The sequence below is a fragment of the Kribbella sp. NPDC005582 genome (genome assembly GCF_040605415.1).
Lineage (GTDB): Bacteria > Actinomycetota > Actinomycetes > Propionibacteriales > Kribbellaceae > Kribbella.
In genome coordinates, this window is the sequence record NZ_JBEXCU010000001.1 from 447,873 (window position 1) to 461,350 (window position 13,478).

Annotated in this window: 13 protein-coding genes; 6 read left to right on the forward strand and 7 right to left on the reverse strand. The window is 68.9% G+C overall.

The window, feature by feature from the left end:
* Positions 1 to 55: 55 nt before the first annotated feature.
* From ABZS29_RS02145 to ABZS29_RS02160, 4 genes are read right to left on the reverse strand one after another with little or no spacing between them, the layout of a single operon-like run.
* Positions 56 to 1,711: a DivIVA domain-containing protein gene (locus tag ABZS29_RS02145; protein WP_355460811.1), complete on the reverse strand. Its 1,656-nt coding sequence runs from the start codon at positions 1,709 to 1,711 to the stop codon at positions 56 to 58.
* Positions 1,712 to 1,766: 55 nt separating this feature from the next.
* Positions 1,767 to 2,639 carry a TIGR00730 family Rossman fold protein gene (locus tag ABZS29_RS02150; RefSeq protein WP_355457701.1) on the reverse strand — a complete coding sequence of 291 codons (873 nt, stop codon included), beginning with the start codon at positions 2,637 to 2,639 and terminating at the stop codon, positions 1,767 to 1,769.
* Positions 2,640 to 2,676: 37 nt separating this feature from the next.
* A complete protein-coding gene (gene dapE, locus ABZS29_RS02155; protein WP_355457703.1) occupies positions 2,677 to 3,741 on the reverse strand; it encodes a succinyl-diaminopimelate desuccinylase in 1,065 nt (354 codons plus the stop codon).
* Positions 3,742 to 3,745: 4 nt separating this feature from the next.
* Positions 3,746 to 4,411: a VOC family protein gene (locus tag ABZS29_RS02160; RefSeq protein ID WP_355457704.1), complete on the reverse strand. Its 666-nt coding sequence runs from the start codon at positions 4,409 to 4,411 to the stop codon at positions 3,746 to 3,748.
* A 64-nt stretch (positions 4,412 to 4,475) separates the two neighbouring features.
* Here ABZS29_RS02160 and ABZS29_RS02165 point away from each other — a divergent pair, with 64 nt between their 5' ends.
* Genes ABZS29_RS02165 through ABZS29_RS02175 form a run of 3 tightly spaced genes read left to right on the forward strand, consistent with a single transcriptional unit; the run spans position 4,476 to position 7,512 of the window.
* The gene (locus ABZS29_RS02165; protein ID WP_355457705.1) at positions 4,476 to 5,126 is read left to right on the forward strand and encodes a pyridoxal 5'-phosphate synthase; all 651 of its coding nucleotides are present in this window, start codon (positions 4,476 to 4,478) and stop codon (positions 5,124 to 5,126) included.
* Positions 5,117 to 5,785 (forward strand): maleylpyruvate isomerase family mycothiol-dependent enzyme, encoded by a 669-nt coding sequence (locus ABZS29_RS02170; RefSeq protein ID WP_355457707.1) that lies wholly within the window; start codon positions 5,117 to 5,119, stop codon positions 5,783 to 5,785. The genes ABZS29_RS02165 and ABZS29_RS02170 overlap by 10 nt, the downstream gene beginning before the upstream one ends.
* 38 nt (positions 5,786 to 5,823) lie before the next feature.
* Positions 5,824 to 7,512 carry a DUF4091 domain-containing protein gene (locus tag ABZS29_RS02175; protein WP_355457709.1) on the forward strand — a complete coding sequence of 563 codons (1,689 nt, stop codon included), beginning with the start codon at positions 5,824 to 5,826 and terminating at the stop codon, positions 7,510 to 7,512.
* On the opposite strand, the gene ABZS29_RS02180 is transcribed toward ABZS29_RS02175, so the two are convergent.
* The 3 genes from ABZS29_RS02180 to ABZS29_RS02190 are packed head-to-tail and all read right to left on the reverse strand — an operon-like array spanning position 7,505 to position 10,528.
* Complete coding sequence (locus ABZS29_RS02180) at positions 7,505 to 8,302, reverse strand: carbohydrate ABC transporter permease (RefSeq protein WP_355457711.1); 798 nt, start codon at positions 8,300 to 8,302, stop codon at positions 7,505 to 7,507. The genes ABZS29_RS02175 and ABZS29_RS02180 overlap by 8 nt on opposite strands.
* Positions 8,292 to 9,179, reverse strand: a complete 888-nt coding sequence (locus ABZS29_RS02185; protein WP_355457713.1) for a sugar ABC transporter permease — start codon at positions 9,177 to 9,179, stop codon at positions 8,292 to 8,294. Before ABZS29_RS02185 ends, ABZS29_RS02180 begins: the two co-directional genes overlap by 11 nt.
* 17 nt (positions 9,180 to 9,196) lie before the next feature.
* A complete protein-coding gene (locus ABZS29_RS02190) occupies positions 9,197 to 10,528 on the reverse strand; it encodes a sugar ABC transporter substrate-binding protein (protein WP_355457715.1) in 1,332 nt (443 codons plus the stop codon).
* Between the two features lie 213 nt (positions 10,529 to 10,741).
* Between ABZS29_RS02190 and ABZS29_RS02195 the strand changes: the two genes are divergently transcribed.
* Genes ABZS29_RS02195 through ABZS29_RS02205 form a run of 3 tightly spaced genes read left to right on the forward strand, consistent with a single transcriptional unit; the run spans position 10,742 to position 13,359 of the window.
* Positions 10,742 to 11,362, forward strand: a complete 621-nt coding sequence (locus ABZS29_RS02195; protein WP_355457717.1) for an SIS domain-containing protein — start codon at positions 10,742 to 10,744, stop codon at positions 11,360 to 11,362.
* A complete protein-coding gene (locus ABZS29_RS02200; protein ID WP_355457719.1) occupies positions 11,359 to 12,294 on the forward strand; it encodes a ribokinase in 936 nt (311 codons plus the stop codon). The genes ABZS29_RS02195 and ABZS29_RS02200 overlap by 4 nt, the downstream gene beginning before the upstream one ends.
* A gap of 27 nt (positions 12,295 to 12,321) precedes the next feature.
* Positions 12,322 to 13,359, forward strand: coding sequence for a LacI family DNA-binding transcriptional regulator (locus ABZS29_RS02205; RefSeq protein ID WP_355457721.1), 1,038 nt, complete (start codon positions 12,322 to 12,324; stop codon positions 13,357 to 13,359).
* Positions 13,360 to 13,478: the final 119 nt, after the last annotated feature.

Genomic DNA, 13,478 nt, shown 5'->3' on the forward strand with positions numbered 1-13,478 from the left:
CCTGTTCATGACCATGCCGTCAGTCAACCCGACGCCACCGACAGAACTGGATGCTTCAGCTAGGACGCTGGTACGCCGATTGCTCCGGCGGCGCGCTGTGCCGCCCCTGAGCGTCGGGATCGCCCGCCGGCGGCTCCCAGGCCTGCTGCTCCCCCGGGCTCTCCTGCTGTCCGTTCTGCTGCACCCAATGCGGCACCGGCGCCGGCGCGCCCTGGGCGGGCTGCTGGTACGGCGACTGGCCCGGGCTGGGGAACTGCTGGCCCGGTGCGAGCGTGCCCTGGTCCGGCGCGGCGGGCTGCTGATACGCGGGCGGCTGAGCCTGGCCGGGGTTCGCGGGCTGGGCCGGCGCGGCGGGCTGATACGGGGACTGCTGGGCTTGGCGCTGCTGCGGAGGCTGCTGATACGGGGACTGCTGCGCCTGGCTCTGCTGCTGCGGCTGCTGGTACTGGGATTGCTGTGCCTGGTTCTGCTGCCGCGGCTGCTGGTACTGGGACTGCTGCGCCTCGCCCTGCTGGTACGGCGTGGGGTGGGCAGGGGGCTGCTGGGCCGGGGAGGCGGGCTGGTCTTGGAACCAGGTGCCTTGGTCGGCGGGAGCTGGGGTGTTGAGGGCGTCGGGTGCCTGCGGCGCGGACCGCTCGGTGGCGGGCGGCTGCGCGGTGGGGCGGATGGGAGCGGCGCGCTCGGCGGCTGGGCGGATGGTGGGGAGGCTGCCGGTGGTGGCTTCGAGGAGCGCGCGGGCTTCGGCCTGCAGGCGCGCGTACTCGTCCGCGGCCGACTCCGCGGCGGCCGAGGCAGGTGCCTGCTCAGCGGGCGCCTCGGCGGCGGTCGAGGCAGGTGCCTGCTCGGCGGGCGTCTCGGCGGGTGCGGGCTGCGGAGCCTCGGCCGTCGGGACGGCGACTACCGGGATCGTGACACCGGGCGCTGCCGCCACGGGAGTCGGTGCCGGCGCGGTCGGCCGAGCAGGCTGCGCCGAGCTTGCAGCCTCAGCCGACCCAGCCGATCCACCCGATCCACCCGATCCAGCAGGGTCAGCTGATCCAGCTTGCTCGGCCGATCCAGCTTGCTCGGCCAATCCACTCGATCCACCCAATCCAGCCGACCCAGCCGGTCCCGCCGACCCAGCCGGTCCCGCCGATCCAGGCGATCCAGCCGGTCCCGCCGACCCAGCCGGTCCCGCCGACCCAGCCGGTCCCGCCGATCCAGGCGATCCAGCCGACTCAGCCGATCCAGCGGGCTCAGCCCGTTCGGCGGCCGCAGCTTCGGCGGCCGGCGCTTCGGCTCCTCCGGTCACGGCGGGCTGCTCCGCCGTGTCGTGCGCACCGGGGAACTCACCGCCGACCAGGATCGGCGGCTGCGCGCCGGTGTCGTCGAAGTCCGCCGCGGTGTAGCGGTTCCGGGCGGCGAACCCGTCGCCGTCCGGGGAATCGAGGATGGGAGCGACGGCCCGCTCGAGGTCGGCGATCCGGCGGTCGCGCTCGGCGACCTCCCGGGCGACCCGCTCGAGCAGGGTGTCGACCTCGTCCATCCGGTAGCCGCGCAGGCCGACGGCGAACCGGACCGACTCGATCTCGGTCGCGGTCAGCGCCTGCCGCGCGGGGACAGTCATGTCGGGGCGGTCGTCGTACGCCGGGCTCATGGCACCCCAACGTCCCGAGGCCACGACGGCGACAGCCCCGATCAACAGCACCACGATCAACCCGAAGAACCACATCACGGGACCGATCGTGCCATGCCGGTCGAGTCACCCGCACAATCGGCGGGTCTTTTCAGCTTCCGTCCGAGCCGAGTCGGCGCTCCTCGCGGCGTTCCCGGGCGGCTGGGTTCTCGGCTTCGGCGACCTGATCGGCGGCGGTCGCGGCAGCCTCCTCCGCCGCGGCGTCGGCGAGCTCGGCCGCCTTGACGATGTAGCTCACCGCCTCGTCCACGGAGTCGGTGATCGTGAACATGTCGAGATCAGCCGCCGAGATCTTCCCGTCGGCGAGCATCGTCTCGCGCAGCCAATCGGCCAGCCCGCCCCAGTACGACGTACCGAACAGGACGACCGGGAACGACGTCACCTTGCGCGTCTGGGCCAGCGTCAGCGCCTCGAACAGCTCGTCGAGCGTGCCGAACCCGCCCGGCATCACCACGAATCCCTGCGCGTACTTCACGAACATCGTCTTGCGCGTGAAGAAGTACCGGAAGTTCATCCCGATGTCGACCCACTCGTTCAGGCCGTTCTCGAAGGGCAGTTCGATCCCGAGCCCGACCGAGACCCCGCCGGCCTCGGAGGCGCCCTTGTTCGCCGCCTCCATCACGCCCGGGCCGCCGCCGGTGATCACGGCGTACCCGGCGGCGACGAGCTTGCGCGCGAGCTCCTCGGCGGCCTCGTACATCGGGTCGTCGGGTTTCGTCCGGGCCGACCCGAAGACGCTGATCGCCGCACCGAGCTCGGCGAGCATGCCGAACCCCTCGATGAACTCCGACTGGATCCGCAGCACCCGCCACGGGTCGGTGTGCACCCAGTCCGAAGGCCCGCGGCTGTCCAGCAGCCGCTGCTCGGACGTGGACTGCTGCACCTGGTTACGCCGCATCACGACCGGCCCGCGCTGCTGGTGGCCGACCGGACGGTCGGGGTGGATCGAAGGTTCGTCTGCCATGCCCCCAGGTTAGGGCGTGGCCACGGCAGAACCCCGGTCAGACCGGGCCGGTCAACCAACTCCTCAACCGCTGTTCACACAGCTCGATGTCGGCCTCCGGCACGAATTCATCCTGCTTGTGCGCATAGAGCGGATCGCCGGGCCCGTAGTTCACCGCCGGTACGCCGAGCAGCGTGAACCGCGCCACGTCCGTCCACCCGAACTTCGGCTTCGGCTCGCCGCCGACCACCTGCAGGAACGCGGCCGCGGCCGGGCGCTCCAGCCCGGGCAGCCCACCGGGCGCGGAGTCCGTCACCGCGATCTCGAACCCCTCGAAGACCTCGCGCAGATGTGCCTCGGCCTCCGCCTCGGACCGGCTCGGCGCGAACCGGTAGTTGATCTCCACCGTGCACAGATCCGGTACGACGTTGCCCGCGACCCCGCCGGTGATCGCGACCGCGTTCAGCCCCTCGCGGTACTCCAGCCCGTCGATCGGCACCCGCCGCGGCTCGTACGCCGCCAGCCGCGCGAGGATCTCCCCGGCCGCGTGGATCGCGTTGCGGCCCATCCAGGACCGCGCTGAGTGCGCCCGCTCGCCCCGGGTGGTGACCTCGATCCGCATCGTCCCCTGGCAGCCCGCCTCGACCACGGCGTTCGACGGCTCCATTACGACTGCGAACACGCCCTCGAGCAGCTCCGGGTTGGACTGCGTCAGCTTGAACAGCCCGTTCCGCTCCGACTCGATCTCCTCGCAGTCGTAGAACACGTACGTGACGTCGCGGTTCGGCTCCGCCAGCGTGGCCGCGAGCCGCAGCCCGACGGCGACCCCGCCCTTCATGTCGCACGCCCCGAGCCCGTGGATCAGCCCGTCCGCGCGCCGCGCCGGCAGGTTGTCGTTCAGCGGCACCGTGTCCAGATGCCCGGCGATCACGATCCGCTCCGCGCGCCCGAGGTCGGTCCGCGCCACCACCGTGTTCCCGTGCCGGAACACCTTCAGATGCGAGTACGCCGACAGCGCCGCCTCGACCTGGTCGGCCAACGGCTCCTCGGTCCCACTGACCGACGAGATGTTCACCAACGCCTCGGTCAGGTCAGGCCCGGACAGGGTCAAGTCGAGAGTCATGGGGTCAATGCTGGATGAACACACAGAACTCGTTGCCCTCGGGGTCGGCGCAGATGTGCCAGCCGATCTCGTCGTCCTTGGGCCGCAGCAGCGTGGCGCCGGCGTCCAGCACTGGCTGCAGCGCGGGTGCCGTGACGTCCCAGTGCACGCGGTTCTTCTCCGTCTTCGGCTCGGGCACCGGCACGAACACCCAGTACGCGAACGGCAGCCCGGGCACCTTCTCCAGCCAGTACCACGGGTCGTCCGCCGACTTCCCGACCTCGCCACCGACCACGCCGGCCCACCACTCGGCCTGCTCCTTCGGGTCGGCCGAGTCCACCACCAGTTCCATCAACCGGTACGCCGGGACGCGCTCCCGCACGAAGCCGCAGAACTCCCCGCCCTCCGGGTCCGTCAGCACGGTCCAGTGCGAGTGCTCCGCCTGCACGGTCGCCCCGGCCGCGACCAGGTCGTCGATCGACGCCGTGTGCACGTCGAGGTGCACACGGTTCTTCGCCGTCCGCCGATCGTCGACCGCATTGATCCAGACCGTCTTCTCGGGCGTGTCGCCGAGCAGCACGGTCGGGTTGTCGGCCGGAACGGTCAGTCCGAGCACCCCGGACCAGAACGTCACCATCGGGCTCATCGCGTTCGCGTCGATACACAGGTCCTTGAACCTCGCCACCGTCATACCCGAAGGCTAACCACGCCGACCCCCAGTTTTTTCGATCTCGCTCTGACTTAGGGTCGTGGATGTGACTGACCTGCGGACCCGGCTGCGCGCCGTACCGACGTTGACCGGGACTCCCCTGCAGTTCGATCCGGCGCAGGCCCCGGAGACGCCGCACGAGCTGTTCGTCGACTGGCTGATGACGGCGGTGGACCAGCAGGTGCCGGAGCCGCTGACGGTCACGCTGTCCACGGTCCGCGCGGACGGTCACCCGAACGCGCGAGTGCTGATCTTGAAGGACGTGACCGCGGAGGGCTGGCAGTTCGGCTCCACGTCCACCAGCGCGAAGGGCGCTGAGCTGGCTGCGACGCCGTACGCCGCTCTGACGTTCTACTGGATTCCGCTCGGCCGCCAGGTGCGCATCCTCGGCCGGGTCGCGCCGGCTGCCCCAGAGGACTCGGCACGCGACTTCCTGGCCCGGCCGGTGTCGTCCCGCGCCATGGCGTCGGCGGCGCGGCAGAGCGACGTACTGGAGGACCCGGCCGAAGTTGAGGCCGCGGTCGCCGAGCAGACTGAGCGTCTGACCGCCGACCCGGGATTGGTCGCGCCGAACTGGACGCTGTACACGCTGCAAGCAGACGAGGTTGAGTTCTGGCAGGCGGACGCGGACCGCCGCCACCTCCGCCTGCGGTACCGCCTGACCGACACCTGGACGAAGGAGCGCTTGTGGCCCTGAGCGACGTGAAGACCGCCGCGGCTCGGTTGAGCACGCTGGTGGACGGGCTGGACGAGTCCACAGCTCGCGGTGACTCCGTACTGCCCGGCTGGTCCCGGGGGCACGTGATCACCCACCTGGCCAACTTCTCCCGCGCCTTCACCCGACAGGTCGAGTACGCGCTGCGCGGCGAGCTCATCGAGGTGTACGACGGCGGCCGGCCCGCCCGTGACGCCGAGATCGAAGCCGGCGCCCACCGCCCGGCCGCAGAGCTCACCGCGGACCTGAACGAAGCCGTCGCCGCTCTCCTGGCAGCCTGGGACCGCGTCGGCCCGGACGACTGGTCCCGGCCGATCCTCCACCGCAACAGCACCCTGGCCCAGGGCATCGACGCCACCTGGCGCGAGCTGGTCATCCACACCAGCGACCTCGGACTCAGCTCCACACCCGACGACTGGCCCGCACCCTTCTGCGCCCACCTGCTCGAGTTCCTCCGCCCCCGCACGCCCGACGGCGTCCACCTGATCCTGCAGCCGTCAGACGGCCCGCTCTGGGAGAACGGCACCGGCCAGGACCACGTGCTCACGGGCACCCTCACCGCACTCACCGCCTGGTACGCCGGCCGCCCTTCCCCCACTCCGATCGCCGGTCCCGCCCCGGAGCTCCTCCCCTACCCCTGACCGTTGCGCATTGATGCTCGCATCTGAATGATGTAGGCATGACTGCGCAGTGGACGTTCGTACTCTGTGACGCGCTCGCCAAAGTGCACCCCGCGCAGGAGCAGCGCCCGGCGTCAACCAGCCCTGCTGGCGACCGGACGGCGCCAGCTCACTTCCAGGCGTTCCTCGGCGAGCCGGCGTCCTTCCAGCTCGCCTACCGCGCACCAGCGGAGGCGTGCGCTCCGCAGGCGGGAGTAAAAGGGGCCGGCGCGGGCGCGAGCTCGGTGCGGGTGCGGGTTGAAGGGGCGGCGGCCGACTTGGTCGCGGTGTCGAGCGTGGAGCTGGTCCACTGCTCCTTCCTCGCCTTCCCCGACCACGACGCCGGCTACGACTGGGACGAACCCGGCGACTATCCGGACGTGCTGCGCCCCCTCCCGAACGGCGAGACTCCGGTGCGCCCCGGCGAGTGGGCGGCGCTGTGGTTCGACGTCACCACCACCGACCCTGCACGAGCCGGCCACCACGAGCTCACTGTCGTAGTAACCCAGAACGGAACCGAGCTACACCGCCAGCCAGTCACCGTCGAGCTCACCGCCATCGAGCTACCCGCACTCGACATCGTGTCGAGCCACTGGATGCACGTCGACGCACTCGCTGACCACTACCGCGTTGACGTGTTCAGCGAAGAGCACTGGACCCTCATCGACCGCTTCATGGCCTCAGCAGCGGAGATGGGCGCCACGTCGCTGCTCACTCCGGTCTGGACACCACCTCTCGACACGGCAGTCGGTTCGTACCGCACCGTCGTACAGCTGATCGACATCACGAGCACCGACGACGGCTACCGCTTCGGCTTCGACAAGCTGCGGCGCTGGCTCGAGCTCTGCCGCCGCAACGGAATCACCGGTGTCGAGGTCGCACACCTCTTCACCCAGTGGGGCGCCCAGGCAACGCCCGGAATCGTCGTGAACGACCAGCGAGCCTTCGGCTGGGACGTCGACGCGACAGATCCGCAGTACCGGCAGCTGATGCAAGCCTTGCTACCCGCACTCCAGACAGTGCTCGACGAAGAGTGGGATCGCGAGCACGTGGTCTTCCACATCTCCGACGAACCGTCCGGCGAGGACGGCCTCACCAGCTACCTAGCGGCGAAGGCTGTAGTCGCCGATCTACTCAAGGGCTGGACTGTTGTCGACGCTCTGAGCGAGCACTCGTTCTGGACCTCAGGCGCCGTCGAGGTACCGGTCGTCGCGACCGACCACGTCGAGCCCTTCCTGGCCGAGCGACCGGAACAGTTGTGGGTCTACTACTGCGTCAGCCAGAACAAAGACGTCGCGAACCGCTTCATCGGGATGCCCTCGGCCCGCAACCGCGCCATCGGCCACCAGCTCTTCGCAGCGGGCGTCGACGGCTTCCTGCACTGGGGTTTCAACTTCTGGTACACCCAGTACTCCGTCCGTCAGGTCGACCCGTTCACCGAGACCTCAGCCGGCGACACGTTCCCATCCGGTGATCCGTTCATCGTCTACCCCGGCCCAGACGGTACGCCGTGGCCGTCGCTCCGGCACCGGGTGTTCGCCCAAGCGATGTGGGACCACCGCGCGCTCCAAGCCGTCCGGGCGCGGCTCGGGAGGGATGCCGCGGTGGACCTGCTCGATCCGGACCGCACACTGCGCTTCGACCGCCCAGTGCTCGAGCCGGTCCATTACTACCGAGCCCGGCAACGCATGGTCGCCGCACTCACTTGAGACCGGTGGTCTTCATCGCATCGACCAGCCGGCGTTGACCCGCCACAAAGACCACGACCGTCGGGATCGCCGCGATCACGGCCGCCGCCAGGATGAGGTTCCACGCCGACGCGTACTGCCCTTGCATGCCGGAGACACCGAGCTGGATGACGCGCAGGTCCGGGTTCCGGGTGATGGTCAGCGGCCAGAGGAACGCGTTCCAGTTGGCCAGGAAGAACAGCACTGAAAGGGAAGCGAGCACCGGACGGCTGAGCGGCAAGATGACACTCCAGTACCGCCGCCAGTAGCCGCAGCCGTCGAGGTCAGCGGCCTCCTCCAGCTCCCGCGGGATGTTCAGGTAGTACTGCCGGAGCAGGAAGATGCCGAAGGCATGGAAGATGCTCGGGATGATCAAGCCGGCATAGCTGTCCAGCAGACCGAGCTGCTTGGCAACCAGGAACAGCGGGACCAGAATCACCGGCAGCGAAACCAGCAGCGTCGACATGATCCCGGAGAAGATGATTCCGCGGCCCGGGAACCGCAACCGCGCCAGCGCGTACGCCGCCATCGAGTGGAAGAACAATGCGATCACGGTAACCGTCACGGAGACGATCGCCGAGTTCAGCATGAACCGCGGCATCGGGATCTTCAGCAGCACGTACTGCAGGTTGTCCAGCGTCCACGTGCTCGGCCAGCCGAAGTCGAAGACGTCCTCGGCCGGTTTGAGAGCACTGATCACAATCCAGAGCAGCGGCAACACCGCGAGAATCGCGAGCACGTGCGCCACGATCGGCAGGACTCTAATCCTCATCGAAGCGTCCTCCCCGGGTGACTCCGAACATCAGGCCCGTACACAGCACCAGGACCGCAACGACCACGGTGGTCAGCGCGGCGGCGTACCCCATGTTGTTGAAGGTGAAGGCCTGCTCGTAGATGTAGAGCACGACCGTGCTGGTCGCGCGCGCCGGACCGCCTTTGGTGAGCACGAAGACCAGGTCGAAGGCCTGCAGTCCGGTGACCGCGCCGATCGTCGAGTTCACCACGACGAAGAAGCTGGTCGGACGGAGCAGCGGCCAGATCACGAACCGGAACCGCTGCCATGCGCTCGCGCCGTCGATCTCGGCGGCATCCTCCAGTTCCTTCGGGACATCTTTCAGACCGGCCAGGAAGACCAGCATCTGGTAGCCCATCAGGAACCACACGCTGATCACGACATAGGTGCCGAGGGCAAGGGATGGCGTACCGAGGAAGGAGACGTCGCCGAGGCCGAGGGGTGCGAGCAGCTTGGACAGTGCGCCGCGTTTGTCGACCAGCAGGAACTGCCAGATCAGACCGACCACGACAAGGCTGACCACGTTCGGCAGGAAGAACGCCGCCCGGACCCAGCCGATCCCCTTGAAGTGGTTGCGGACCAGCATCGCCAGCGCGAAGCTGACCACGAACGCGATCGGGACGAAGGTGACCACGTAGGTCGCGGTCACCTTCAGCGAAGCGAGTAGCTGGTCGTCGCCGCCCATCAGCTTGTAGTTCGCCAGACCGACGTACTGATAGTTGCCGAAGCCATCGACTTTGAAGAACGCGACGCCGAACGCGAGCACCATCGGCAGCGCGACGAAGGTCAGCAAACCAAGAGTGTCCGGTGCGAGAAACGCGTACGCCGCCAGCGCCTCCCGCCGCTTTCTCGTCATCTCACGCCTGCGAGCCATCAGCTGATCGGGGCGCCTTGGTAGGTCTGCAGGAACGTGTCGATCCGGGCCGCCGCGTCGGCCGCGGCCTTCGCCGGGTCGGCAGCGTTCAGCTGACAGGCCTGGATCGCGTCGGCGATCGGCTGATAGACCTCCGGTGGGAACCGCGGCTCGGGCTTGCCGGTCGGCGCGATCTCACTGACGAACTTCTTCAGTGCGCCGTCGTCGAACGCACCCTTGGCGTCGGCGGCCGCCTGGACCGACTTGCGGGGTGGGACGTTGGTCTTGACCACGGTGTTCCACTGCCGCTGCCGCTCGATCCCGGCTGCGTCGGTCGAGCCGAGTGCCCAGGCGATGAACTTCGCCGCCGCTTCCGGGTTCTTGCCCTTGGAGTTGGCCACGAACGCCCAGCCGCCGAGGTCGGTCGCCGGCTTGCCGCCGGCCGGAGTCGGGTGCGGAATGATTCCGTACTTGAAGTTCTTCGCTTTGCCGCGTAGATCCGCAACCGCCCAGATTCCGCTCTGCTGCATCGCAGCCGCGCCGGAACCAAGGTTCGAGACGACATCACCACCGCCGTCGCCGAGCGCCTTGCGCGGCGCGACCTTGTTCTGGATCGTGTCCTGCCAGAACTTCAACGCCTGGACGGCGGCCGGCGAATCGAAGGCGACTTTGCCGTCCTTGATCGGCGTACCGTCGCCCTGCCAGAGGAACGGGTACCAGGTGAAGTTCTGGTAGTAGCCCGGCAGCGTTTCGAACATCACGCCGTACCGGTCCTTGCCGGTGAGTTTCTCGGCGACCGCAAGCGTCTGGTCCCAGGTCTTCGGCAGGTCGGCCTCGGAGAGCCCGGCCTTCTCGAACGCGGTCTCGCTGTAGTACATGGCCAGCGGCTCGATCTCCATCGGCAGTCCGTAGACCTTGCCGTCGACGCTGCGCGCCTCGAGCAAGCCGGGAAGGTAGTCGGCCTTGGACTCGGCCGACAGCGCGGGCCCGAGGTCCTGCAGGACATTGCCGTTGTAGTAGCGCAGGAAGTCGCCCGGGCTGATCAGGAAGATGTCCGGACCCTGCCCGGACTGGAAGGCCGTCTGCAGGGTGGTCCCGTTCAGATAGTCCTTGCCGGGGATGTAGCGCAGCTTGACCTTGACGTCGTTGTTCTTGTTCCACTCGTCGACGACCGAGACGAACCACTTGCTCTGCGGACCCTGGTCGTCCGACGGGCCGTAGAAGTTCCAGAACGACAGCTCCTTGCCGTCGCCGCCGGACGACCCGCCACAGGCCGACAGCAGCGGCACCGCGGCAAAGGCACCGAGCAACGTACGGCGGCTCAGGCGGGCAGGGACAGGGGTGGCAACCATCAGCCGGCTCCAGAGGTGGGCAATCGATTTCTCGCAATCTACGATTGAGACTGAAGTCGGTCAAGACCAGAGCCATCCTCGATCCAGCCTGGACCCTCAGTATTGGTCTACCTGCAAGGGATTCCAGCGCGATCCAGCCGTTGACACTGCGCAGCCGCACTCCCTACTCTGCGCCTACTTCTTGGAAATCGATTTCTGATTGTGAGGCGTGGGATGCCAGTGCTGCCGGATCGGGTGGCCCGCGGGCTGCAGGCAGCGCGGACGGCGATCGAGACCGAGGCCGCCGCCGTCTCGGCCCTCGCGGATCGGCTCGACGGGGTTTTCCTCGATGTGCTGATGGCAGTCGCCGACTGCCGTGGGCATCTCGTGGTGACCGGTCTCGGGAAGTCCGGGCTGGTGGGGCGGAAGATCGCGGCCACGCTGGCGAGTACCGGGACGCCGGCCACCTTCATCCACTCCGGGGACGCACTGCACGGCGACTCGGGCGCGGTCACCGATCGCGATCTCGTGCTGGCGTTGTCGGCGTCCGGCGAGACGGCCGAGGTCTGTGCCTTCGCCCGGATGCTGCGCGACCGCGGCATCCCGGTGATCGCGATGACCGGTCGCGAGGAGTCGACGCTGGCCCGGCTGTCGACGTACACGCTGGACACGATGGTGCTGCGCGAGGCCGATCCGCTGAACCTGGCGCCGACCGCGTCGACCACGGCGTCGCTGGCGATGGGCGATGCGCTGGCGTGTGCGCTCGTCGTACTGCGGGAGTTCAGCCAGCACGACTTCGCCCGGTTCCACCCGTCCGGTGCCCTGGGCAAGCGTCTGCTCGGGGAGGACGGATGAGGTACGACGTCTGCGTGCTCGGATCGTTCATGAAGGATCTGGTCGCGAGTGCGGACCGGCGGCCGCTGCCCGGCGAGACGCTGCACGGGACCGGGTTCGCCGAGCACCTCGGCGGGAAGGGCGTGAATCAGGCGATCGCGGCGGCTCGAATGGGCGCGCGGACCGCGATCGTCGGGACCATCGGCAGCGACCGGTACGGCGAGGAGTTCGTCGAACTGCTCGAGTCCGACGGGGTCGACACGTCGTGGATCGTCCGGCATCCGTCGCTCGGGACCGGGGTCGGGCTTCCGCTCGTGCTGCCGGACGGCGGGAACTCGATCATCATCGTGTCGCGGGCCAACGCTGCGATCACGTCGGCGGACGTGGAGGCGGCGGCCGACGTACTGACTTCGAGTCGAGTGCTCAGTGTTCAGCTGGAGTTGCCGGTTGCGGCCAGCCAGACAGCGTTGCGGATCGCGGCAGCGGCTGGGGTGACGACGGTCCTCACGCCGGCACCGGTCGGGCCGATCGAGCCGCGGTTGATGGCGGATGTCGACATCCTGGTGCCGAACGAGGTCGAGGCGGCTGCGCTGACCGGACTGGACTGCGACGACGAGACGCAGGTACCGGTGATCGCCCGCAAACTCGCGGACGAGTGGGACCTGCGCGGATGCGTGGTGACGCTCGGGGCGCGGGGAGCGTTCGTCGTCGACCGCTCCTCCGGCGCCGAGGTCTGGATCGAACCGCACCTGGTCGCGACCGTCGACACCGTCGGCGCCGGCGACGCCTTCTGCGGCTCCCTCGCCGCTTCCCTCGCCTCCGGCGCCGATCTGGTCGCCGCCGTACGCCTGGCCAACGCTGCCGGCGCCCTCTCCACCACCGTCAACGGCGCCGCCGCCTCAGCTCCCGCCCGCGCCGCAGCGCTCGCCCTGCTGGAGCCCGGCTCGTCATGAGATCCTTTGCGTCGGATCGGGGTTAGAGTGCGATCCAGACGGCCAATCGATCTCCGGCAGGGGGCGGGTATGACGACGATCTACGACGTCGCGCGTAGATCGGGCGTGTCCCCGGCGACGGTCTCCCGGGTGCTGAGTGGGCGTCGCAACGTCGATCCGGAGCTGTCGGAGAAGGTCCGCGCTGCGGTCGCCGAGCTGGGCTACCGGCCGAACGGCGTCGCGCGGAACCTGCGGAAGTCCCGGACGAACCTGTGGGCCGTGGTCATCTCCGATATCGAGAACCCGTTCTTCACGTCGCTGGTCCGCGGGCTCGAGGATGTCGCGCAGACCGAGGGGTACCACGTCGTCCTGTGTAATTCCGACGAGGATCCGGCGAAGGAAGCGGCGTACGCGTCGGCTGTCCTGACCGAGCAGATGGCGGGCGTGGTGATCTCGCCGACCTCGACCGCCGAAGGTGTTCAGCAGCTCGCCGAGGCAAAGACGCCGATGGTCCTGATCGACCGCCGCGTCGAGGGCGTCGAGGCCGACACCGTCCTGGTCGACAACGAACACGGCGCCCACGAAGGCGTCAAACACCTCATCGACGGCGGCTACCGGCGGATCGCGTGCATCACCGGCCCCCGCAAGGTCAGTACCGCGATGGACCGCCTGGCCGGCTACCGCTCCGCCCTCAAAGCCGCCGGCATCCGCTACGACAAGGACCTCGTCCGGCACGCCGACTTCCGCGAAGCCGGCGGCTACGCCGCGATGGAATCCCTGCTGGCCCTCCCCGAACCCCCCGAAGCCCTCTTCGCCACCAACAACCTGATGACGGTGGGCGCCCTCGAATGCCTGGCCCAGCGAGGCCTCCGCGCCCCCCACGACATCGCCATCGTCGGCTTCGACGACATCCCCTGGGCCGACCTCGTCGTCCCCAGCCTCACCACCGTCGCCCAACCGACGTACGAACTCGGCCGAACCGCCGGCACCCTCCTCAAGGACCGCATAGCCACCCCCGGCCGCCCACCCTCCACCGTCACCCTCCGCACCGAGCTCCACATCCGGGCCACCTCAGCCCCGAAGTAGGGACACCGCTCCGCGGCGGCTGGGTTGGCGGACCTGCGCCACTCACCAACTGCCGTTCCGGGCTGTCGCGGGCCGGCGGCTGAGCGCGCAGGACCGGCTGCTACTGAGGTTGGTGAGTG